Origin of the sequence: Allorhizobium sp. Av2 (assembly GCF_021462805.2) — a bacterium.
GTDB classification, from domain to species: Bacteria; Pseudomonadota; Alphaproteobacteria; order Rhizobiales; family Rhizobiaceae; genus Allorhizobium; species Allorhizobium vitis_G.
The window spans coordinates 1,694,083-1,717,516 of the sequence record NZ_CP192696.1; the positions used below are offsets into that span (position 1 = coordinate 1,694,083).

Annotated in this window: 17 protein-coding genes; 12 read left to right on the top strand and 5 right to left on the bottom strand. The window is 58.2% G+C overall.

What is annotated here, in order from left to right; all coding sequences use genetic code 11:
- Both FS819_RS08165 and FS819_RS08170 read left to right on the top strand, forming a co-directional pair.
- Complete coding sequence (locus tag FS819_RS08165) at positions 1-1,155, top strand: amino acid ABC transporter permease (protein ID WP_156547613.1); 1,155 nt, start codon at positions 1-3, stop codon at positions 1,153-1,155.
- Between the two features lie 111 nt (positions 1,156-1,266).
- A complete protein-coding gene (locus FS819_RS08170) occupies positions 1,267-2,037 on the top strand; it encodes an amino acid ABC transporter ATP-binding protein (RefSeq protein WP_070164915.1) in 771 nt (256 codons plus the stop codon).
- A 155-nt stretch (positions 2,038-2,192) separates the two neighbouring features.
- Here FS819_RS08170 and FS819_RS08175 read toward each other — a convergent pair whose 3' ends face one another.
- The 3 genes from FS819_RS08175 to recA all read right to left on the bottom strand — a co-directional run bounded on the left by FS819_RS08175 (position 2,193) and on the right by recA (position 7,579).
- Positions 2,193-3,590, bottom strand: coding sequence for an amidase (locus FS819_RS08175; protein WP_197434049.1), 1,398 nt, complete (start codon positions 3,588-3,590; stop codon positions 2,193-2,195).
- Between the two features lie 67 nt (positions 3,591-3,657).
- Complete coding sequence (alaS, locus tag FS819_RS08180; RefSeq protein WP_156547611.1) at positions 3,658-6,321, bottom strand: alanine--tRNA ligase; 2,664 nt, start codon at positions 6,319-6,321, stop codon at positions 3,658-3,660.
- A gap of 169 nt (positions 6,322-6,490) precedes the next feature.
- A complete protein-coding gene (gene recA, locus FS819_RS08185; RefSeq protein ID WP_156547610.1) occupies positions 6,491-7,579 on the bottom strand; it encodes a recombinase RecA in 1,089 nt (362 codons plus the stop codon).
- Between the two features lie 246 nt (positions 7,580-7,825).
- On the opposite strand from recA, the gene FS819_RS08190 reads away from it, so the two are divergent.
- From FS819_RS08190 to lexA, 3 genes are all read left to right on the top strand, one after another.
- Positions 7,826-8,785, top strand: coding sequence for a carbohydrate kinase family protein (locus tag FS819_RS08190; protein WP_156547609.1), 960 nt, complete (start codon positions 7,826-7,828; stop codon positions 8,783-8,785).
- A gap of 2 nt (positions 8,786-8,787) precedes the next feature.
- Complete coding sequence (locus FS819_RS08195) at positions 8,788-9,711, top strand: pseudouridine-5'-phosphate glycosidase (RefSeq protein ID WP_156547608.1); 924 nt, start codon at positions 8,788-8,790, stop codon at positions 9,709-9,711.
- Between the two features lie 390 nt (positions 9,712-10,101).
- Positions 10,102-10,821 (top strand): transcriptional repressor LexA, encoded by a 720-nt coding sequence (gene lexA, locus FS819_RS08200; protein WP_060717064.1) that lies wholly within the window; start codon positions 10,102-10,104, stop codon positions 10,819-10,821.
- On the opposite strand, the gene FS819_RS08205 is transcribed toward lexA, so the two are convergent.
- Complete coding sequence (locus tag FS819_RS08205) at positions 10,802-13,810, bottom strand: ComEC/Rec2 family competence protein (protein WP_156547606.1); 3,009 nt, start codon at positions 13,808-13,810, stop codon at positions 10,802-10,804. The genes lexA and FS819_RS08205 overlap by 20 nt on opposite strands.
- Positions 13,811-14,154: 344 nt before the next feature.
- Here FS819_RS08205 and gltA point away from each other — a divergent pair, with 344 nt between their 5' ends.
- From gltA to FS819_RS08240, 7 genes are all read left to right on the top strand, one after another.
- Positions 14,155-15,444, top strand: coding sequence for a citrate synthase (gene gltA / locus FS819_RS08210; protein WP_015916260.1), 1,290 nt, complete (start codon positions 14,155-14,157; stop codon positions 15,442-15,444).
- A gap of 197 nt (positions 15,445-15,641) precedes the next feature.
- Positions 15,642-17,531, top strand: a complete 1,890-nt coding sequence (locus tag FS819_RS08215) for a peptidylprolyl isomerase (RefSeq protein ID WP_156547605.1) — start codon at positions 15,642-15,644, stop codon at positions 17,529-17,531.
- Positions 17,532-17,552: 21 nt separating this feature from the next.
- The gene (gene trpD / locus FS819_RS08220) at positions 17,553-18,575 is read left to right on the top strand and encodes an anthranilate phosphoribosyltransferase (RefSeq protein ID WP_156547604.1); all 1,023 of its coding nucleotides are present in this window, start codon (positions 17,553-17,555) and stop codon (positions 18,573-18,575) included.
- The gene (gene trpC, locus FS819_RS08225) at positions 18,572-19,387 is read left to right on the top strand and encodes an indole-3-glycerol phosphate synthase TrpC (RefSeq protein ID WP_156547603.1); all 816 of its coding nucleotides are present in this window, start codon (positions 18,572-18,574) and stop codon (positions 19,385-19,387) included. Before trpD ends, trpC begins: the two co-directional genes overlap by 4 nt.
- Positions 19,384-19,869 (top strand): cyclic pyranopterin monophosphate synthase MoaC, encoded by a 486-nt coding sequence (moaC, locus tag FS819_RS08230; protein WP_156547602.1) that lies wholly within the window; start codon positions 19,384-19,386, stop codon positions 19,867-19,869. The genes trpC and moaC overlap by 4 nt, the downstream gene beginning before the upstream one ends.
- Entirely contained in the window at positions 19,869-21,086 is a 1,218-nt protein-coding gene (locus FS819_RS08235; protein WP_156547601.1) for a molybdopterin molybdotransferase MoeA, read from the top strand. The genes moaC and FS819_RS08235 overlap by 1 nt, the downstream gene beginning before the upstream one ends.
- 74 nt (positions 21,087-21,160) lie before the next feature.
- Positions 21,161-21,865 carry a phosphatase PAP2 family protein gene (locus FS819_RS08240; protein WP_234624424.1) on the top strand — a complete coding sequence of 235 codons (705 nt, stop codon included), beginning with the start codon at positions 21,161-21,163 and terminating at the stop codon, positions 21,863-21,865.
- Here FS819_RS08240 and FS819_RS08245 read toward each other — a convergent pair whose 3' ends face one another.
- Entirely contained in the window at positions 21,866-23,320 is a 1,455-nt protein-coding gene (locus FS819_RS08245) for a cobyric acid synthase (RefSeq protein ID WP_156547600.1), read from the bottom strand.
- Between the last annotated feature and the right edge of the window lie 114 nt (positions 23,321-23,434).

Here is a 23,434-nt window from a genome sequence, read left to right on the forward strand (position 1 = left end):
ATGGCATTACACACCCCTGTATTCGTACGCACGGAGATGGTGTCCGCCTCTCCGGCACCCGCTGGCCAGATTGGCACGACGGCCTGGGTCCGCAAGAACCTGATTGCGACCCCGAAAGACGTTGTGCTGACCCTGCTGGCATTGGCCTTTCTGGCCTATATCCTGCCCGGCTTGATCAACTGGCTGTTCGTCCACGCTGTCTGGTCGGGAGCAGGCCGCATCGCCTGCCTTACCGTCTCTCAGGGCGGGGCATTGCCCGATGGCAGCGCTGGTGCCTGCTGGGCGTTTGTCGGCGCCAAGTTCCAGCAATTCATCTTCGGACGCTATCCGAGCGAAGAGATCTGGCGTCCATTGACCGTCATGATCCTGTTCGCCGTCCTGCTGGCTCCCATGCTGATTCCGAAGGCGCCGTTCAAGGGTACCAATGCCCTGCTGCTGTTTCTGGTGCTGCCAGTGGTTTCCTTCTTTTTGCTCACTGGCGGCTTTGGCCTCGAGCATGTGGAAACGGCCCGCTGGGGCGGCCTGATGGTGACGCTGGTCCTGTCCTTCTTTGGGATCGCGGTGTCACTGCCGGTTGGCATCATGCTGGCGCTTGGCCGCCGGTCGACCATGCCGGTCATCAAGATGCTCTGCGTGATCTTCATCGAAGTGGTGCGCGGCGTCCCCTTGATCACCGTATTGTTCATGGCCAGCGTCATGCTGCCGTTATTCCTTCCTGATGGCTGGAGCTTCGACAAGTTGCTGCGCGCTTTGGTCGGTGTCTCGATCTTCTCATCCGCCTATATGGCTGAAGTCATTCGCGGCGGCCTGCAGGCCATCCCGAAGGGGCAGTTCGAAGGGGCCGACTCGCTTGGTCTGAGCTACTGGCAGAAGATCCGGTTGATCGTCCTGCCGCAGGCGATCAAGCTTGTCATTCCGGGCATCGTCAATACCTTTATCGGGCTGTTCAAGGATACGTCGCTGGTCTCGATCATCGGCATGTTCGACCTGCTGGGCATCGTCATCCTCAACCTGTCGGACTCCAACTGGGCAACGCCTGAGACAGCCGTAACCGGTCTGGTCTTTGCAGGCTTCATCTACTGGCTGTTCTGCTTCAGCATGTCACGCTACTCTTATTTCATGGAACGGCACCTCGACACGGGCCACAAGCACTAGCATCTGTCGGTTTCGACCTGATCCGGCAGTTGCTTCATTCTTTCGTTCGTTTGTCGGGACAAGATCGACGTCCGGCTTTCCCGACAAACTCCACTTCTAGGAAACTCAATTATGGCTGAAGCTCAAACCTCCATCGAGAAAGCCCCGACCAAGACCGCAATCGAACTGATTGCCATGAACAAATGGTATGGCGAATTTCACGTCCTTCGTGACATAAACCTCAAGGTAGCGACCGGCGAGCGGATCGTCATCGCGGGTCCGTCGGGCTCCGGCAAATCAACGATGATCCGCTGTATCAACCGGTTGGAGGAACACCAGACCGGACAGATTATCGTCGATAACATCGAGTTGACCAACGACCTCAAGAAGATCGATGAAGTCCGCCGCGAAGTCGGCATGGTGTTCCAGCACTTCAATCTGTTTCCCCATCTGACGATTCTGGAAAACTGCACGCTGGCACCGATCTGGGTCCGCAAGATGCCGAAGAAGGAAGCCGAAGAAGTCGCTATGCACTATCTGAAGCGCGTCAAGATCCCGGAACAGGCCAATAAATATCCAGGCCAGCTCTCCGGTGGCCAGCAGCAGCGCGTCGCCATCGCCCGCGCCCTTTGCATGAAGCCGAAGATCATGTTGTTCGACGAGCCAACCTCAGCGCTTGACCCGGAAATGGTCAAGGAAGTGCTGGACACCATGGTGGGTCTGGCCGAAGAAGGCATGACCATGCTCTGCGTCACCCATGAAATGGGCTTCGCCCGTCAGGTTGCCGACCGGGTGATCTTCATGGACCAGGGCCAGATCGTCGAACAGAACGCACCCGCCGAGTTCTTCGACAATCCGCAGCACGAGCGCACCAAGCTGTTCCTCAGCCAAATCCTGCACTAGGATCGGCCGAATATCCTGCACGACAGTGCCGAGCGCCATATAGGGCGCATGGCGCTGCCGTGTTTGTCAGGGAAAAGTGGAAAACGATTTTTCCGAAAAGACATGTAAAAACAAAATCCTAAACATGTCAGACGAATCCAGAATGACGAGACATTCTATGGAGTCGGGGGCCGTCCAGGCGGCCCTTGCACGGCCTTTGCGAGTGAAAACAGCAGGGGCTCCTGGAATGGAAATGCCATTAAATCCAGCCCTACCGGCAGTCCGTCAGATTGCCCTACCGGCACATTGATGGCCGGCCATCCAAGTGCCGAAGCCAGCACGCCATTGCGTTCGGGTCTCGACTGTTCGCCGATCAGAAGAGCGCTGCGCTGTTGAACAGGGTAGGCCAGGGCATCAAGCCGATTCGCCTGCATCAGTTGCTCGGTCAGCATTCTTATTGTCTGCGCAGCAGCGATCTTGCGGGCATAATCCAGCTTCGCCTCAACCCTATCCGCTTCCAAGGCTGTTTTAAGCAGCATATGCATGGTCGAATGCGACCAGCGACCATCTTCAACATAGGCTCTGAAGTTAGCGATCGGGGCATCGGTGTTCAAGCCGCTCAGCCAGCCATCGAATGCACTTTCAAATTCGTGAGCATGCAGCGCCAGATCATTATATAGAGATCCCGAATTGAACCGTGGCTCATTGATATCAACAATGACGACACCTCTGGAACGAAGCCGCTCAAAAGCAGCCTCCAGGCATTGGTTGATGCCGACATGCTCTTGGCCTGTACCAAACAGCCCGGACAGCACGCCGATGCGCATACCCTCGACTTTCGGCCACCGTGAAACTTTAAGACCGTTACTATCGAAATCTCGGGCCGCCAAACTCACGGCGTCATCCGGATCAAAGCCAATCATCATCCGAAATGCCAGAGCCAGATCTTCGAGCGTCCCCGCGAGCGGCCCCAGCACGTCCATGGTCGGCGAGACGGGAATCGTGCCGCTTCGAGCGATCAGCCCCCGGCTTGGCCTCAATCCGAAAACGCCGCAAACATGAGCGGGATTGCGGATCGAGTTTACTGTTTCCGTGCCGAGGGCAACGTTGCAAGCCCCAATCGCTACCGCAATAGCCGAGCCACCGGAAGATCCGGCTGGCGTACGGGACGGATCGTAGGGATTGAGTGACTGGCCGCCAAGCGAGCTTAATGTGCTTCCCGCCCCCGCCAGTTCATCCAGATTGGTCTTGCCGATCACCACCGCGCCATGCCGTTTCAACTGGCGCAGAACAAAGGCATCGCGACGCGGCACATAGTCTTTAAGGGCGACGGCCCCGCCGGTCGTGTTCAGCCCTGCGGTTTCGATATTGTCCTTGACGGCAACTACCATGCCCCGCAGCGGAAGGTATTCGCCTTCTTCATGCCGACGGTCCACCGATTTCGCCTCATCAGACACCAATGGATTGAGGCAAAGGAACGCATTAAGATGCTCGAAAACCCCGAGGTTTTCCAAGCACCGTTCCGCATGAGCGACAGACGAGCCGAGCGTTGGCTCTTGATCCTCCAAAACCATAAACCGCATGCTCCGCGCTACAGCATCGGACCAAAAAGATGAAGGCCGACGGTCTTACGGCTTCAAATTAGGCCGCCTCAATGGCCTTGGCAACGGCTTCAATGGCATCGTCGGCCTTAGCACCATCGGGGCCGCCTGCCTGGGCCATATCGGGCCGTCCACCGCCGCCCTTGCCACCAAGGGCGGACGACGCAATCCGGACAAGATCGACGGCGGAAACTTTATCAGTCAGATCAGCCGTCACACTCGCAACAGCACTCGCTTTTCCATCCTCGGCCACGGCAATCAGAAGGACGACGCCAGACTCGAGTGCGGACTTGGCCTCGTCGGCCATGCCCTTAAGATCCTTCGGATCGATCCCAACAAGTTGCTTGCCGATGAATTTAATCCCGCCCAAGTCGCGCGGCACGTCGGCAGCGCCGGTTGAACCGCCGCCCATGGCAAGCTTACGCTTGGCATCAGACAATTCGCGCTCCAACTTGCGACGCTCGTCCACCAAAGCTTCGACACGGGAAACGACATCGACAGGCTGGACCTTCAAGGCGGATGCCAGCGCTTTGACACGTTCGTCCTGTTCGGCCAGATAGGCACGGGCGGATTCGCCTGTCAGGGCCTCAATCCGGCGGACACCTGCACCAACAGCGCTTTCGGCCACCAGCCGTACTAAGCCGATATCGCCTGTCGCCGAGACATGCGTTCCACCGCAAAGCTCAATGGAATAGGGCTTGCCCGCCTTGGGACCGCGCACCGCCGTCCCCATCGACACGACTCGCACTTCGTCGCCATATTTCTCGCCAAACAGCGCCATGGCACCCTCGGCAATCGCATCATCCACCGCCATCAGGCGGGTGGTGACGGCAGCGTTCTGGACAATGATTTCATTGGCCATGTCTTCCACGACCTTCAACTCCTCCGCTGTGACCGGCTTGGGATGGGAAATATCGAAGCGAAGACGTTCCGGCGCAACCAGCGAACCCTTCTGTGCCACATGGCTGCCCAGCACATCGCGCAAGGCCTCATGCAGCAGATGCGTCGCGGAATGGTTGGCCCGCAATCTGGAGCGACGAGCGTGATCAACATTAAGCGCGACGACCGTACCGGCGCGAACAGTCCCCTCACGAACCGTGGCAATGTGGACAAACAGCCCCTCGCCCTTCTTTAGGGTATCGCGCACCTCAAGAACGAATCCATCGCCAACGATTTCACCGGTATCGCCAACCTGGCCACCGGATTCGCCATAGAACGGCGTCTGATTGACCACAACCTGGACATTCTCGCCTGCAGCAGCTTGCTCGATCACCGCGCCATCCCGCACCAGCGCCTGGATTTCTCCCTCGGCGCTTTCGGCGGAATAACCAAGAAACTCGGTTGCGCCGTGCTTGTCCTTCAATTCGAACCACACGGTTTCCGTCGCCTTGTCGCCGGAGCCGGACCAACTGGCACGGGCTTCGGCCTTCTGACGCTGCATGGCATCGTTAAAGCCGGTGATATCGACGCCAATGCCACGGGCGCGCAGGGCATCCTGAGTCAAATCCAGCGGAAAACCGTAGGTGTCGTAAAGCTTGAACGCGGTCTCGCCATCAATGCTATCGCCCTTGTTCAGGGTGGCGGTGGCATCGGACAGCAGCGAAAGGCCACGCTCCAACGTCTTGCGGAAACGGTTTTCCTCGAGCTTCAAGGTCTCGGAAATCAGCGCCTCAGCGCGAACCAGTTCCGGGTAGGCGCGCCCCATCTGCTGCACAAGCACAGGCAGAAGCTTGTAAATCATCGGGTCGCGGGAGCCGAGCAGTTCCGCATGCCGCATGGCGCGGCGCATGATCCGGCGCAGAACATAGCCGCGGCCTTCGTTCGATGGCAACACACCGTCCGCAATCAGGAACGCAGAAGACCGCAGATGATCGGCAATCACCCTATGGCTGGCCCGGCGCTCGCCCTCAGCCGGTACGCCCGTCAGATCGACAGATGCATCGATCAGGGCACGGAACAGGTCAATATCGTAATTGTCATGCTTGCCCTGCAACAGGGCTGCAACCCGCTCCAGGCCCATGCCGGTATCGATGGACGGACGCGGCAAGTCGACCCGTTGCTCCTTGGTCACCTGCTCATATTGCATGAAAACCAGATTCCAGATCTCAATGAACCGGTCGCCATCCTCATCGGCAGAACCCGGAGGTCCACCCCAGATATGGTCGCCGTGGTCATAAAAGATTTCGGAGCACGGACCGCAGGGACCGGTGTCACCCATCGCCCAGAAATTGTCGCTGGTGCCAATCCGGATGATCTTCTCTTCCGGCAGACCGGCAATTTTCTTCCACAAGCCAAAGGCTTCATCATCGGTATGATAGACGGTGACGCAAAGCTTGTTGCGATCAATGCCGAATTCCCGGGTAATCAGGTTCCAGGCCAGTTCGATGGCATTTTCCTTGAAATAGTCGCCGAAGGAAAAATTGCCCAGCATTTCGAAAAACGTGTGGTGACGCGCCGTGTAACCGACATTGTCAAGATCGTTATGCTTGCCCCCGGCCCGAACGCATTTCTGCGCTGTGGTCGCACGGGAATAAGGCCGGTGTTCCAATCCGGTGAAGACATTCTTGAATTGCACCATTCCGGCATTGGTGAACATCAAGGTCGGGTCATTGCGCGGCACGAGCGGGCTCGACGCAACAACTTCATGACCATTGGTCTTGAAGTAATTGAGGAAGGTCGACCGAATGTCATTTACGCCGCTCATGGGATGCCCTTGGAATAAGTGTCCGCTGCCGGACAGACGTCAGAAAACAACGGCTTTTATCGTCCGCCATGACGCCTGTCCAGCCTAACGAAAGAAAAGGGCCGGAGATGTAGATCCCCAGCCCGCAACAATCAACAGGTCCGACCGCCAGATAAGCGGTCCCAGTCCATCAGGCGTCGTCAACACCGACATTGTCATTGGCGTCTGGACCGCCATTTTCTAGAAAACGCTCGGCGATCAGACCAGCGTTCTGGCGAAGCGCTGTTTCGATTTCATCGGCAACCGCAGGATTATCGCGCAGGAAGATCTTGGCATTTTCCCGGCCCTGCCCCAAGCGCTGGCTATTGTAGGAAAACCAGGCCCCGGCTTTCTCAACGATCCCGGCCTTGACGCCCAGATCGACCAATTCGCCGGTCTTCGACACGCCTTCGCCATACATGATGTCAAATTCCACCTGCTTGAAGGGCGGCGCCATCTTGTTCTTGACCACCTTGACGCGGGTCTGGTTACCAACGATCTCTTCCCGATCCTTGACCGCGCCGATACGGCGAATATCGAGGCGCACCGATGCGTAGAACTTCAAGGCGTTACCACCGGTCGTCGTTTCCGGAGAACCAAACATCACGCCGATCTTCATACGGATCTGGTTGATGAAAACCACCATGCAGTTCGAACGCGAGATCGAGCCCGTCAGCTTGCGCAGCGCCTGGCTCATCAACCGCGCCTGCATGCCCGGCAGGCTATCGCCCATTTCGCCTTCAATTTCAGCTTTCGGCGTCAACGCAGCAACCGAGTCGATCACCAGCACATCGATTGCACCCGACCGCACGAGCGTATCGGTAATTTCCAGGGCCTGCTCGCCGGTATCTGGCTGCGAGATCAGCAAATTCTGGAGATCAACACCCAGCTTGCGGGCATAGACTGGATCCAGCGCATGCTCGGCATCGACGAAGGCGCAAACGCCACCTTTTTTCTGCGCCTCAGCAATGGTTTGCAGCGCAAGCGTGGTCTTACCGGAGCTTTCCGGTCCATAAATTTCAATAATACGGCCTTTGGGAAGGCCACCAATGCCGAGCGCGATATCGAGGCTGAGAGAGCCAGTCGATACGGTTTCAACCTCTACGATTTTTTCGTTCGCACCAAGCTTCATGATTGAACCCTTGCCGAATGATCGCTCGATCTGCGACAGGGCCGCTTCCAATGCCTTGCTTTTATCCACCGTTTTGTCCTCTACGAGCCGCAAAGAATTTTGTGACATTTGAACCACCTTTAGGTTATTGAAGCCGCGTAGGCAACGAAACAGCAGACAGCGACTATGTACATGGTTTGTTCCGCTTTTGCAAGTCTTGCCCAAGTCTTTGTGTTTATTTTTTAATCCGACGGGTGTTCTCTTAATGTTTCCATGGCATTGGCCGTTAAGAGAAATTGGTTTCCAGCCCATTACATCCTTCGGAATGGCGCCTTCGCGATTCGAATTTTCACTGTTTCCAGGAGGCTGGCAGGTATGAGTCTCGATATTCTCGTTTTGGGCGGCGCGCACATTGATCGGCGCGGACGCATCGATGCGGAAACCATCCCTGGTGCCAGCAATCCAGGGCGGTGGTTGGAAGAACCGGGTGGTGGTGGTTTTAACGCGGCGCGCGCGCTGGCACGTCTTGGGCTGAGTGTCGCCATGATCAGCCCCCGCGGCGGCGATGCGCTTGGCCAGCGGGTGGCGGTCGCAGCCGAAGCGGCTGGAGTCGATGACCGGCCTTTCACCTTTCTGGATCGAAACACACCAAGCTACACTGCTATTTTAGAAAAAGACGGCAATCTGGTGATCGGCTTGGCCGATATGGAGCTCTACCGTTTGTTCACGCCGCGCCGTCTGAAAGTACGCGCCGTTCGCGAGGCTTTCGAGGCCACTCGATATGTGTTGGTCGATGCCAACCTGCCGCAAGAGACGCTGGAGGCAATTGCGGCCCTGGCGCGCGAGCTTGGCAAACCTCTTGCTGGCATTGGCATTTCACCGGCCAAGGTGGTGCGATACGCCCCCTGCCTCGACAGCCTCGACATGCTATTTCTCAATAGCGCCGAAGCCGCGGTACTGACTGAGTCAAGGCCGGATGATCCCAATGACTGGCCGGACCTGCTTCGCGCTAAGGGCCTGCATGGCGGCGTTGTCACCAATGGTGCAGGACCGGTCGTGGCTTTCGATGCAAATGGTGACTACGCCCTGACGCCACCGCCACTGGAAGCACTGGCCGATGTGACTGGGGCTGGAGATTCGCTTTGTGCAGGAGTGCTTTCGCAAAGAGTGAATGACAGTCCCTTGCCGCTGGCGTTGCGCCACGGTGTTGCCTTGGCTGGCCTGACCCTGCTATCAGACAGGGCAACAGACGAGGATCTCACCGCAGATCGCCTCGCCGTGCGCCTTGGCCTTGTTGGCGAGCCGCGCGCCCTTTCCCGCCAAACGAGTTCCTGATCATGACCCGTTCGATTTCCCCGCTCCTGCCCATCGTTTACGCCCGCGAAGTGGCTGCGGCCAAGACGCGCAACGCTCCAATAGTCGCGCTGGAATCCACCATTATCACCCATGGCATGCCCTATCCGAAAAATGTCGAGATGGCGCAAAGCGTGGAGGCAATCATTCGCGACGGTGGTGCGGTCCCAGCGACCATTGCAGTGATTGAAGGCGTTTTGCATATCGGGCTGGAAGAAGATCAGCTGCAAAAACTGGCGCAAATGACTGATGTCCTAAAAGTCTCTCGTGCCGATCTCGCTTACGCCATTGCCGAACGCCGCACCGGCGCTACCACGGTAGCCGCGACGATGATCGCCGCCGCCCGCGCCAACATCTCAGTTTTTGCCACCGGCGGCATCGGCGGCGTGCATCGTGGCGCAGAAGAAAGCTTCGACATTTCAGCCGACCTGGAAGAACTGGCGCGTACTCCGGTCATCGTCGTCTGCGCCGGAGCAAAAGCCATTCTTGATATTCCCAAGACCTTGGAAGTCTTGGAAACCCGTGGCGTACCTGTCGTGACTTACGACAGCGACGAGTTTCCAGCCTTCTGGTCGAGAGAATCGGGCTTGAAAAGCCCACTCAAACTGGAAAGCCCGGCGGCAATTGCCAATTTCCAGAAGGTACGCGACCAATTGGGCGTCGACGGCGGCATGTTGATCGCCAATCCCGTGCCGGAAGCAGACGAAATTGCGCGCGAGGAGATGGAAATCTATATTGGCCGGGCGTTGGCCGCTGCCGAACGCGAGGAAATCACCGGCAAAGCCGTGACGCCTTTCCTGCTCGACGCAATCTATCACCTCACCGACGGCCGCAGCCTGATTACCAATATCGCGTTGGTGGAAAACAACGCGCGTCTTGCAGCGGAAATTGCCGTCGCGATGCTGTAAGCCACTGATATCGAAGCGGATCGGGGGTGATAATGTCCCCGATCAAACTCTGCGACAGATTATTGTCGTTGTTTTACCGTTGCCTATGCGTGCTGCACCGACTTGCAACAAAATTTCATTCTGCAATTTCACCTTTTAGATAGTATCCATTTTCTCTCTCTTTCTGCCAATTCCCAACTGACAGGCGTCAGATCAAGAAAGCAAAGACTTACTGTTTCGATACGAGCCTCTCAACCTCCCATATTTAAAGGATGCTTCTGGTCCCGCTCCTTCTCAAGACCGTCTATCGGTGCGTCATCGAAGGAAATTTGCAAGAAGGACTTGCGGAACACAACTGGAACAGATAGCGTATGTTCTGTATTTGTTTCATAATTCAAAGGGTAGGTCCCAATGCTGACTCGCAAGCAACAGGAACTTTTGCTGTTTATACACGAGCGCATGAAGGAGTCTGGGGTGCCGCCCTCCTTCGATGAAATGAAGGACGCTCTGGACCTCGCCTCCAAATCCGGCATTCACCGGCTGATCACCGCTTTGGAAGAGCGCGGCTTCATCCGTCGCTTGCCAAATCGCGCGCGAGCACTGGAAGTGATCAAGCTGCCGGAGGCCATGACGTCCAGCATACCGCCCCGACGCACAGGATTTTCGCCATCCGTCATTGAAGGCAGCCGAGGCAAGTTGCAGGCAGTGCCATCCGCTCCGGCCAAACCGGTCGAGGAAGTACGCAATTCCTCATCCATACCAGTGATGGGCCGTATCGCGGCAGGCGTGCCGATCTCCGCTATCCAGAACAACACCCATGACATTTCCGTGCCGATGGAAATGCTGGGCAGCGGCGAACATTACGCCCTTGAGGTCAAAGGCGATTCGATGATCGAAGCCGGCATTCTCGATGGTGACACGGTGATCATCCGCAACGCCACCACGGCCAATCCGGGCGATATCGTCGTTGCTCTGGTAGACGACGAGGAAGCCACCTTGAAACGCTTCCGCCGCCGTGGGGCGTCGATCGCGCTGGAAGCTGCCAATCCGGCCTATGAAACCCGGATTTTCGGACCGGACCGGGTAAAAATCCAGGGCAAGCTCGTCGGTCTTATTCGTCGCTATCACTAAGCTCTCTGCCATCTCCAGCGCCTGACTGGGCGTCGTCGCTGGCAGCAGATGGAACATTGGCGTGGGCCGTACCATCCGGCCGGTCATAGCGATTGCTGCGCCAGTCGAAATAACGATGGCGAGTCCAGGGCCGATACTGATTTTGAAATGCCGTAACGATATGCAGCGTTCGTGTGGCGGGATCACCAAGCGTGATTTCCATTGCACCGAACCGTCGCAAATCGTTACGGGTCAGGACTTTCGGGGGACGTGACAGCATCGTTCCAGCGGTAGCGGCCTTCTCGGTTTGCGAGAACGCGAGAGGTTCACCCGATTCTATTCGGGACGGGGAATTCTGGTCCGAGTTTGAGGCACCGCCCGTCACGTGGCTATCCGTGTGCACGGCAACGTCCTGCCCCGGTACCGTAGTTGCACTGGCTGCAGAAATCTCTCCCGCTTGCGTCCGGCTAATCGTTTGGGAGCGAACGGACGGGCTGCTGTTGTCAGATGCCAGCACATCATCATCGGCCATCATCCGTTCATTTTCAACGTCCAACCCAGTGCCGTCTTCCGTAGCGTCCCGGATAACGGTCATTCCGGTGTTTTCAGAGGAAGCAGTTGATGCCATCGGCGCCTTGCAGACGGCATCGCGACTGACCTCAGTCGAGACGATCAGGTCGGACAGGGCGCAGGCGGCCTGGCTATAGTCGCGGTTCTGTACCAGGCTGACTGTCCAACCATTGCTGAGTCTTGCCAGGCAAAAGGCATCGGTGCGGCAATGGAAAAGATCAGGTTTTTTATCGGCCTTCTCCTTTGCCACCCTCATCTCCGCCATAGCCTGTTGTGGCTCGACCGGCTCCCTTCCCTTGGCATTTTGGCCGCCCGTCTTTGGTTTTGTTTTTCCGGCCCGCGTTGTTTCCCCCGCTCCCTGTTGGCCTTTTTCCATTTCGACAGCTGCCAGCTTGGGCAATATTTCAGGCGCAATCGGATCGGCAATGTCGAGCACTGAGCGCCATTGGTTGAAAACGAAACCCGGCGGACGCTTCTTGTTGGTGGCAACGGTCAAGACATTGCGGTCGTCGGTCCGAAACAGAGCAAACAGTTGACCATCTTCGGTTACGGCAAGATCAGGCAGTGGCGGATCGGTTTTTATCGCCTCATAGCCAAACGCCGTCAGCATCATTGCCACACCAATCAGCCTCAGCCGCGTCTTCATCAGGGTCAGTATCAGCAGACCCGTCGCCGAGACCGGCAGAAACCACCATTCGAACCGGCCGAAGGTAAAGCCCGCACCCCAGCTCGCCACTTTATTGGCAATCAGCAACACGCCCTCAAGGCCAAGCCCCATCAACTGGATCGGCCATTGGTCCAGACCGAAAGGCATGAGCAACACACCGATCATCGCCGCCGGCATGACAAGCATCGACATCAGAGGCGCGGCCAGAAGATTTGCCTCCAACCCGTGCAATCCTACCCGATGGAAATGCGCCGCTGAAAACATTGCGGTGGAAAAACCGCCAAGTGCTGAGGTCATCAGAATACCGCTGACCACCGTCATCAACGGCTTCAACACTGTCAGCACCGGGATAGCCGGCAGGATGGGAGGCAATCGCGGGCGCTGGCGCCACAGGTCGAAACCGGCGATCAGGGCAAAAGTAGCCGCAAAGGACATTTGCAAGCTCGGCCCCATCACCTGCGACGGCGAGAGGAGAATCACCAGGATAGCCGCCAGCGCTGCATTGCGCAGGCTGAGCACAGGCCGGTCGAAGAACGCCGCCGATAGCATGATGACCATCATCAAATAGGCACGCTGGGCGGCAATGTCATAGCCGGAAATCAAAAAATAGCCGGTCGTGGTGGCAATCGCCCCTGCTGCGGCAATCTTCTTGATCGAGCGGGCCTCCGCCATACCAGGCACAAGGCTCAAGAGGCGCCGGATCCCCACGAAGAACAGTCCACCGGCCAGCGCCATATGCAGACCGGAAATCGAGATGATATGGGCAAGGCCGGAAACGCGAAGATCGTTATTGGCCTCCTCCGAAAGGCCGCGCCGCTCGCCGGTCACAATCGCTACGGCAAATGCGCCAGCGTCGCCCGGCACGATGACCCTGATACGGTCGGAAATGCCATTGCGCAATTCCTGTGTCATTTCATCAAGCCTGATTCCCGCTCGTTCCCAAAAATCCGGCGGCGCGATGTCTGGTCCCGGCGGGAATCGCTTTGGAGGCTGATAAAAATAGCCAATCGCCCCTGTGCCGGTAAAATAGGAGGAAAAAGCAAAATCGTTCAGGCCTGGCAAGGCAGGTCCGGATGGCGGGGAGAGCCGCGCCCTGCCCTCGATCCAGTCGCCGGGATTGAAGGGCTCATGCGCGCCGCGGGCCAGAAGCGCTACCTGCTGCGGCATGCGCTTCAGGCTGGGGAACCGTGTTTGGTGCAGTGCAATCACATATCTTTGATTGCCGTCCGCATTCGGCTCTACAGAAACCACTTTCCCGCGCACCACCGTCGTCACTGCACTGTCGATGATGATCGTATTCAGCCGCGCGGTTTGCACATCGGCCAGCAACATGCCGGCGAGACCGAGAGTTGCAATGCCGCAGACAGCGGCCAGAACAGGATGACGGTAGCGGACCCGCAGCCAGACCACTCCGGCCGCACAGAAAGTCAGGAGGATCGGCAAGCGGGGAAGGTCCTGAGGACGGGTAAACCACCAGATCGCACCGAGCCCAAGCAGAACGGGCAAAAACAGAAATGTCCGGCCATAGGCAAGCTCCTGCAGAGCGTCCCGGTGGATAGCACGCAGAAAGCGCTGCCAGCGGGAGACCAGAAGAGGCGATGCAGTGAAGTTCCCGTCGAAATCAGGGGTTTCCGCTTCGCCTTCCGGCTCTATGTCCGGGCGCCGCAGAAGCTCGTCAAACAGGGTTTTGGAAGAGCGCCGATCCCATGGCAAGGCGCGCGCGGTAAGCGCTTCTTTTTGCCTGACCAGTTCCCATTCCGCCGTATCCGGCATCGATCCTGCCGTCGCCCCGGTGCCCTGCTATGCCACCCGCCTTCAAAGCATTGAAAACGAGCGGCGAGGCCCCTGAAAATTGCTTTTATAATAATTCGGCAACACATCTTACCTTGCTGCTAACGCCAGACTATCAATCAAAAGCTGTAGGAGAAAGGGGGTATAAACCAAGAAAAGAAGTTCTGGCAATAACGCATGCCTGCAATGCAAGTGCCGATTTATTGCAATGCACACTTTGTCCTTTGGATAGCTTGGCATTAACCTCTGGATCATATAGCTAATTGCAACGCTTAACCTGGGACAAGGCGAAAGCTGCGTCTCCCGCCTATATCCGGAGGATCACCATGACGGAACAAAGCGCAAACTTGAAGATTGAGGACAAGGCCGTCGATCTTGACGTGCGAAGCGGCACGATCGGCCCCGATGTTATCGACATCGGCGCTCTTTATAAGCATACCGGCAAGTTTACCTATGATCCCGGATTCACCTCCACGGCATCATGCGAATCGAAGATCACCTATATCGACGGCGACGAAGGCGTGCTGCTGCACCGCGGCTACCCTATCGAACAGCTGGCTGAAAAAGGCGACTTCCTGGAAGTCTGCTACCTGCTGCTCTACGGCGAACTGCCGACAGTTGCTCAGAAAAAAGACTTCGATCACCGCGTCACGCATCACACTATGGTGCATGAGCAGATGTCGAAATTCTTCTCAGGCTATCGTCGCGACGCCCATCCGATGGCAGTCATGGTCGGTACGGTCGGCGCATTGTCGGCTTTCTACCACGACTCGACCGACATCACTGATCCGCACCAGCGCATGGTTGCCAGCCTGCGGATGATCGCCAAGATGCCGACCATCGCCGCCATGGCTTATAAGTATCACATCGGCCAGCCTTTCGTTTATCCCAAGAACGATCTGGATTACGCCGCCAACTTCCTCAACATGTGCTTTGCCGTGCCTTGCGAGGAATACAAGGTCAACCCGGTTCTGGCCCGCGCCATGGATCGGATCTTCATCCTGCATGCAGATCACGAGCAGAACGCCTCCACCTCCACGGTGCGCCTGGCTGGCTCGTCGGGTGCAAATCCGTTTGCCTGCATCGCGGCTGGCATCGCCTGCCTCTGGGGCCCTGCCCATGGCGGCGCCAATGAAGCGGCCCTGAACATGCTGCGGGAAATCGGCACGGTTGACCGGATTCCGGAATATATCGCCCGCGCCAAGGACAAGAACGATCCGTTCCGCCTGATGGGCTTCGGTCACCGGGTCTACAAGAACTACGACCCGCGCGCCAAGATCATGCAGAAGACCATGTATGAAGTGCTGGAAGCAACAGGCAATGCAGGCGATCCGCTGATGCAGGTCGCGCTCGAGCTGGAAAAGATCGCCTTGAGCGACGAATATTTCATCGAGAAAAAGCTCTATCCGAATGTCGATTTCTATTCCGGCATTACGCTTCGTGCCCTCGGCTTCCCGACGGAAATGTTCACCGTTCTGTTCGCACTGGCGCGCACCGTCGGCTGGATTGCGCAGTGGAACGAAATGATCGAAGATCCGCAGCAGCGTATCGGTCGCCCGCGCCAGCTTTACACCGGCGCACCCAAGCGCGACTACCTGCCCGTCGCCAAGCGCTGATCGGCAATATCCTGTCTTATGCAAAGCCCGGCGATCAATTCGCCGGGCTTTTTCGTGGGCCAGCCCGCAAATGACAGGTTTCATGCCATGGCATTGGGGTTTTCCACCAAGAAAGCCTTCAATTTGCTCAGGGATTGCTTTAAGCAACGGCGACTGCTTCGCATCCGGCGAAGAATATTGATGAGGTTTTCGTTCCGATGCTCGTGATCCTGAGAAAAGCTGCCGGCACCTGGGTGGCAAAAGGGCTTCTTCTTTTGCTTGTCGCATCCTTCGCGATCTGGGGCATTTCCAGCTCGATCATGAGCGATACGTCGGACAAGGTCATCAAGGTCGGCAGCCAGAGCGTCAATTCCAACGAATTCCGCCTCGCTTATCAGCGGCAGATCTCCGATCTCAGCCGCCGTTTCGGCACGCAATTGACAAGCGAGCAGGCCCGTTCGCTCGGCATCGAGTCGCAAGTCTACCAGCAACTGGTCGCTGGTGCCGCTCTCGATCAACTGGCCTCGGACATGAATCTCGGCCTTTCCCAGGACCGTCTGGCGCAGCTGATCGGCGACGATCCGGCGTTCAAGAACACCAATGGCCAGTTCGACCGGCAATTGTTCACCTCGCGGCTGCGCAATTCCGGCATTCGCGAGCAGGATTATATCACTGAGCGTTCCAAGGTCGCGGTTCGCAGCCAGATCGTCGATGCGACAGCGGAAGGCTTCGTGCCTCCGAAAGTGCTTGTTGATGCGCTGAAGCTTTATCGCCAGGAAAGCCGCAGCATCGACTATCTGTTGCTGACCACCGCCAATATCGACCCGATCAAGGCACCGGACGAAACGGTTCTGAAAACCTGGTTCAACACGATGAAATCGCGCTACCGCGCGCCGGAATATCGCAGCTTTTCCTTTGTAAAGCTGGAGCCTGCCGATATCGCCGATCCGAAAGCCGTGACTGACGAGCAGGTGAAGCAGGAATACGACGCCAATCTCAAGAAATTTGAAGTGGCTGGCACCCGGACGCTGGAGCAATTGACCTTCCCGACCAAGGAACTGGCCGAAGCCGCTGCCCAATCGTTGAAGAATGGCAAGACATTCGACCAGTTGGTCGCTGACCAGGGCAAGACGGCAACAGATGTGCTGCTGGGTGATTTCACCCGGGCGGATATTCCCGACCAGAAGCTGGCCGATGCTGCCTTCGCAGTCGCAAAAGATAGCGATACGACACCCGTCGTTGAAGGCGCGTTCGGCCCGGTTATCCTGCGGGTCAGCAATATCAAGCCAAGCCACACAAAGACGCTGGACGAAGTCAAGGATCAGATTCGCGCCGATCTTGCCGCCAATGCCGCCGCCCAGCAGATCAACGACGTGCATGACCGGTTTGAGGATATGCGCGCCTCCGGTTCCAGCCTCGAGGAAGCCGCCACCAAGGCTGGCCTGAAAGCCATCAAGGTTGACGGTATCGATGCCCAGGGACAGGACAAGACCGGCAAGGCGGCCGAAAATCTGCCGGAAAAAGCCAATCTGTTGAAATCAGTCTTCGAAACCGAAGCGGGCGCGGAACCCCTGCCGCTTAATATCGGCAGAAATGGCTATCTGTGGTTCGACGTGACGGCCATTGACGCGTCTCGTGAGAGAACGCTGGATGAGGTCAAGGACAAGGCCGTCTCCGACTGGACCACCGAGCAGCAGAAACAGGCGCTGGGCGCCAAGGTCGAGCAGTTGAAGGCCAAGGCCGATACGGGTGTAGCGCTGGCTGATCTCGCGACTGAACTGGCCATCGGCGTCGAGACCAAGGCCGGTCTTCGCCGCGATACCGAAGATCCGGTGCTCGGCCCTGCCGCCATTCAGGCCGCTTTCCGCGGACCCTCCGGCATGATTGGCTCGGCGGTAGGTGCCGATCCGATGACCCAGATCCTGTTGAAGGTCACGGATGTCAACACCCAGCCGACCGGCGATGTCGTCGACCAGCAGGAGAGCCAGATTACCGCGCTGGCCAAATCCGCCGGTGACGATATTCTCGACCAGATGGTCAACCAGCTGCAGACCAAATATGGCGTCACTATCAATCAGGCGCTGGCCCAGCAGGCCATCACACGCTGAACCGCCGGGAGGGCGAAGCATATGAACGGGCTGAAGCCATTCATCGCAAAGGTCGCCAGCGGGCAAGCACTGACACGGGATGAGGCGGCGGACGCCTTCAATATTCTGATGTCGGGAGAGGCAACGCCTGCCCAGATCGGCGGCTTCCTGATTGCGCTACGCATGCGCGGCGAAACCGTGCCGGAAATTGTCGGCGCGGTCACCGTCATGCGTCAAAAGATGCTGCCGGTCACTGCCCCCGCAGATGCCATCGACATCGTCGGAACAGGCGGAGATGGCACCGGCACCTATAATATCTCGACGCTGGCGGCCCTGATCGTTGCAGGCGCTGGTGTTCCGGTCGCCAAGCACGGCAACAAGGCGCTCAGCTCGAAATCCGGCGCAGCTGACAGCCTGACTGCCCTCGGCGTCAAGCTGGATATCGATCCGGCCATCATTGGCCGCTGCATATCTGAGGCTGGCGTCGGCTTTATGTTTGCCCAGTTGCATCACTCCGCCATGCGCCATGTCGGCCCGGCGAGGGTAGAGCTTGGCACCCGCACCATTTTCAATCTTCTGGGACCGCTCGCCAATCCGGCTGGCGTCAAAAAGCAGTTGCTCGGGGTCTATGCGCCGGAATGGGTGATACCGCTGGCCGAGACGCTGCGTGATCTGGGCAGCGAGAGCATCTGGGTCGTGCATGGCAATGGCCTTGATGAAATCACCACGACCGGCACGACGCAGGTGGCGGCCCTTGAACAGGGCAAGATCCGCAATTTTGAGCTGACACCCGGTGATTTTGGCGTGGCACAGGTTGAGCTAGCCGCTCTGAAAGGTGGCGACGGCGAATATAATGCCAAGGCCTTGCGCGCTGTTCTTGAAGGTGAGAAAAATGCCTATCGCGACGTGGCGCTGTGCAATGCCGCCGCGGCCCTGGTGATTGCCGGAAAAGCCGCGACATTGGCAGACGGCATGGCGCTAGGCGCGCAATCGCTGGACAGCGGGGCTGCCCTGAAACGGCTGGAGACACTGATTTCCGTCTCCAATGGAGAACATTCGGCATGAGTGACATCCTGAAAAAAATCGAAGCCTATAAGCGCGAGGAAATCGCAGCAGCCAAAAGTGCCATACCGCTGGATGAGATCAAGGCGCGCGCCGCCGACCAGTCGCCGGCACGTGGTTTCTACACGGCATTGCGGGCAAAGCAGGCTTCGGGCAATTTTGGATTGATTGCCGAGATCAAGAAGGCCAGCCCGTCCAAAGGTCTGATCCGTCCCGATTTCGACCCACCGGCGTTGGCTAGCGCCTATGAAGCAGGCGGGGCTGCCTGTCTGTCGGTCCTGACCGACGCTCCAAGCTTTCAGGGCGCACCGGAGTTTCTGGTCGCGGCCCGTGCCGCCTGCACACTTCCGGCGCTGCGCAAGGATTTCATGTTCGAGGCCTATCAGGTGCATGAAGCTCGGGCCTGGGGCGCGGATTGCATCCTGTTGATCATGGCGTCCTTGTCAGATTCTGAAGCCGCCGATCTCGAAGGAGAAGCGCTCGCACTTGGCATGGACGTGCTGATCGAGGTGCATGATGAAGACGAAATGGTCCGGGCGCTGAAACTCACCTCGCCGCTTGTTGGCATCAACAATCGCAATCTGCGGACGTTCGAGGTCGATCTTGCCGTCAGCGAACGGCTGGCCGCCATGGTTCCTGCCGATCGGCTGCTGGTTGGTGAAAGTGGAATTTTCACCCACGAGGACTGCCTTCGCCTGCAAAAGTCAGGCATAGAAACTTTCCTGGTCGGTGAAAGCTTGATGCGCAAAGACGATGTGACTGGCGCCACCAAAGCGCTATTGACCGGTGCAGCCGACCGCTTAGCCGCCGAATGAGCGCCCTCACCCATATCGGCGCTGCGGGCGAAGCGCATATGGTCGATGTCGGCGACAAGGTCGAGACCGTGCGGATCGCCATAGCCGAGGGTCATATCCGTATGGCACCGGAAACGCTGGTATTGATCCGCGACGGCAATGCCAAGAAGGGCGACGTGATCGGCACGGCACGGCTGGCGGGCATCATGGCCGCCAAGCGCACAGCAGACCTGATCCCGCTCTGTCATCCGCTGATGTTGACCAAGGTCAGCGTCGACATCACCGAGGATACCGCCCTGCCCGGCCTGCGCGTCACGGCAACCGTCAAATTGACCGGCAAGACAGGCGTCGAGATGGAAGCGCTGACTGCCGTTTCGGTTGCCTGCCTGACGATTTACGACATGGCAAAAGCGGCCGACAAGACCATGGAGATCGGCGGAATTCGGGTCGTTGAAAAGACCGGCGGAAAATCCGGCCCGTTTCGCCATCCGGAGGCCATATAATGGCGCTGCTACCCGTGGAAGAGGCCCAGGCCAGACTGCTGGCCTCTGCAACCCCGTTGCAGGGCACGGAAATTCTCCCACTCCGCCAGTCCTGTAATCGCATCCTCGCAGAGGATATCACCGCTCGGCTAACGCAGCCGCCTTTCGATGCCTCGGCCATGGACGGCTACGCACTGCGGGCCGAAGATGCGCTTACGCCGGGGACTGAATTGTCCGTGATCGGCCAGTCGGCGGCCGGACACGGCTTTGATGGCCGAGTGGGCGCCGGGCAATGCGTGCGGATCTTTACAGGCGCTCCGGTGCCTGATGGTGCCGATTGCGTCCTTATCCAGGAAGACACGGAACCGGCGGAAAAGAACCTCCGTATCCGCACCACATTCGCCGCCGTGCAGGGACGCCATATCCGGCTTCGCGGCCAGGATTTTGCCGAAGGCACGGTTTTGATTCCGGCGGGCAAGGTTTTGGATTTTGCCAAGCTGATGCTGGCTGCGAGCGGCAATCATGCAAATGTCCCAGTCTATCGCAAGCCGCTCATCGCCCTTCTCGCCACCGGTGACGAACTGGTTATACCAGGGACTGCGCCGGGGCCGAGCCAGATCATCGCCTCCAACACATTTGCTATTGCCGCCCTTGCCGAAAATCTGGGCGCGGACGTGCTGGATCTCGGCATCGTGCCTGATGATCATGACGCCATCGTCGCGGCCATCCGCAAAGCAGAGGCGGCAGGCGCGGATGTGTTGGTGACGACCGGCGGCGCATCGGTCGGCGAACATGACCTGGTGCAGGCAGCGCTCACTGATGCGGGCATGGTGCTGGATTTCTGGAAAATCGCCATGCGCCCCGGCAAGCCGCTGATGGTGGGCAAGCTTGGACCGATGCATGTGCTCGGCCTGCCGGGCAATCCCATCTCCAGCATGGTCTGTAGCCTGCTGTTTCTCGAACCGCTGATTGCCAAGCTCGGCCATCGCCCTCTGCCGCAGCGCCTCAAGCACGCCCGCACGGCAACAGCGCTTGCCGCCAACGATCAGCGACAGGACTATCTGCGCGCCCAATTGCGGGTCGATTCGGCGGATGGACTTTGGGTGACCAGCTTTCCGAAACAGGATTCCTCAATGATGCGGATTTTTGCCGAGGCGGGGGCCTTGATCGTGCGCCCGCCGCATGCGTCCGCTCTTCGGGAAGGTGGCCAATGCATGGTGCTGTTATTGCATCCGTAAGCGCCTCTTGGTGAAAGTCATTTGCCGCCTTATCTAATGAAACGACACGCGGACGACCAAACCCGGAGCATGCCTTGAAATTTCTGCCTGAACGTCTGCGCAACCGGATCGAGCCGCGCCTTCTTGCCAGTCTGACCGTTTTGGCGGGGCTTGGCTTGCTGTTTGCAAAAATCGCAGAAGACGTCTTCGATCAGGAAAGCCATGCCTTCGATCGTGCCATATTGCTGGCGCTCAGGATCAAGGACGATCCCGGCCTGACCATCGGCCCGCCCTGGCTGGTTAACTCGGTGCGCGACATGACCAGTCTTGGCGGCTTCACGGTAATTACCCTCGTGACCGTGCTGACGGTGTTCTATCTGCTTGCGGCGGGCAAGACCCGCAATGCCATGATTGTCGGACTGGCGATTTCGCTCGGAGCCTTAGCCGAGTCTGGTCTGAAACTGCTATTTTCCCGTGCCCGGCCGGATGTGGTTCCGCATCTGGTCAGTGTGCAGACCATGAGCTTTCCAAGCGGCCACGCCATGATGTCGGCCATTACCTATCTGACGCTGGGCGCCATGCTGGCCCGCGCCCAACCGACATGGCAATTGCGCTATTTCACCTTCGGTGCTGGCCTGTTTCTGACGCTGCTGATCGGCGTCAGCCGGGTGTTTCTCGGCGTGCATTGGCCAACGGATATCATCGCGGGCTGGACGGTCGGCGGCGCCTGGGCGCTGTGCGTCTGGATGATTGCCGATGCGTTGAACCGCCGCCGCACACCGTTTGAGCCGGAACAATAATCAGCCGATCAGCTTGTCCAGCCAGGCCTTGTCCAGCACGCTTTCCAACTCGTGAGCCAGATCGTCCAGCGCATGCTCGACGCTTTGCCGATAATTTTCGGTCGTATTGCTGATCCCGAAACTTTGCAGCAGCGCGGCCCGGTAGCTGTCATTGGCAAACAGCCCATGCAGATAGGTGCCCATCACCTTGCCATCAGCGGACATAGCCCCATCGGCGCGGCCACGGATCGTCAGAGAAGGACGCTGGCAATCCGGGCCATCGGTCTGGCCAAGGTGGATTTCATAGCCACTCAACGACACATCATATTCCAGCGAATGGGCGGCGCTGTTGCGCACGGTCTTTTCCGGCGCCATCTCGGTGTCGATCTCAAGCAGACCGAGGCCTTCGACGCGGCAGGGAGCGCCCTCCAGCCCCAGCGGATCGGCAACGCTATTGCCCAGCATCTGATAGCCGCCGCAAATACCGATGATCCGCCCGCCACGCCGACGATGCAGGATAAGGTCCTTGTCCCATCCTTGTGCGCGCAGGTCCGCGAGATCGCCAATCGTTGCCTTGGAGCCCGGCAGAATCATCAGCGCCGCATCGGCGGGCAAAGGTTCACCGGGACGCACATAGACCAGATCAACGGAAGGCTCCGAGGCCAGCGGATCGAAATCGTCGAAATTGGCAATACGCGACAGAACTGGCACGGCGATCTTCAAAGCGCCCGTCGAACTGCGGCTCAATCGTTCCAGCGCCACGCTGTCTTCCGGCGGCAAGCGGCCAGCGGCCTTCAGCCAAGGCACGATGCCGAAACTCGGCCAGCCGGTGTAGCGGCCAATGGCTTCGATACCGTCGGCAAACAGGCTCTGGTCTCCCCGGAACTTGTTGATAATATAGCCACAAATCATCCGGCGGTCTTCCTCCGGCAGGATGGCATGAGTGCCGACCAGCGAGGCAATCACCCCACCGCGATCGATATCGCCAACCAGCACCACCGGCACATTGGCACGGGTGGCAAAGCCCATATTGGCGATGTCACCGGCCCTTAAATTAACTTCGGCTGGCGACCCCGCGCCCTCGACAATCACCAGATCCGCTCCGGCCTTCATCTCTTCAAAACTGTCGAGCACGGCACCCAGCAATTGCGGTTTCAGCCGTTGGTAATCGCGCCCCTTCGCCTGGCCAAACACCCGGCCCTGCAGGATGATCTGGCTGCCAGTCTCGCTTTGTGGCTTCAGCAGAACCGGGTTCATATGCACCGAAGATGGCACGCCACAGGCCAGCGCCTGGAGCCACTGCGCCCTGCCGATTTCCCCACCATCATCAGCCACGGCAGCATTGTTGGACATGTTCTGCGGCTTGAAAGGACGCACGACGCGTCCATGCAGCCGCGCCAACCGGCAAAGCCCCGCCACCAGCACCGTCTTGCCGACATCCGAGCCAGTGCCCTGGAGCATAACCATCCGCGTCATGACGTTTGCCAGCTCCTGCAATTTGGTTCAAAGCGCAACCGTGTTCAGAATGGGCCGCGCGTCTTTCTACCAGACCTCATGTCAATGGTTTGTGGTATGGCCTGCAGCCCGCTG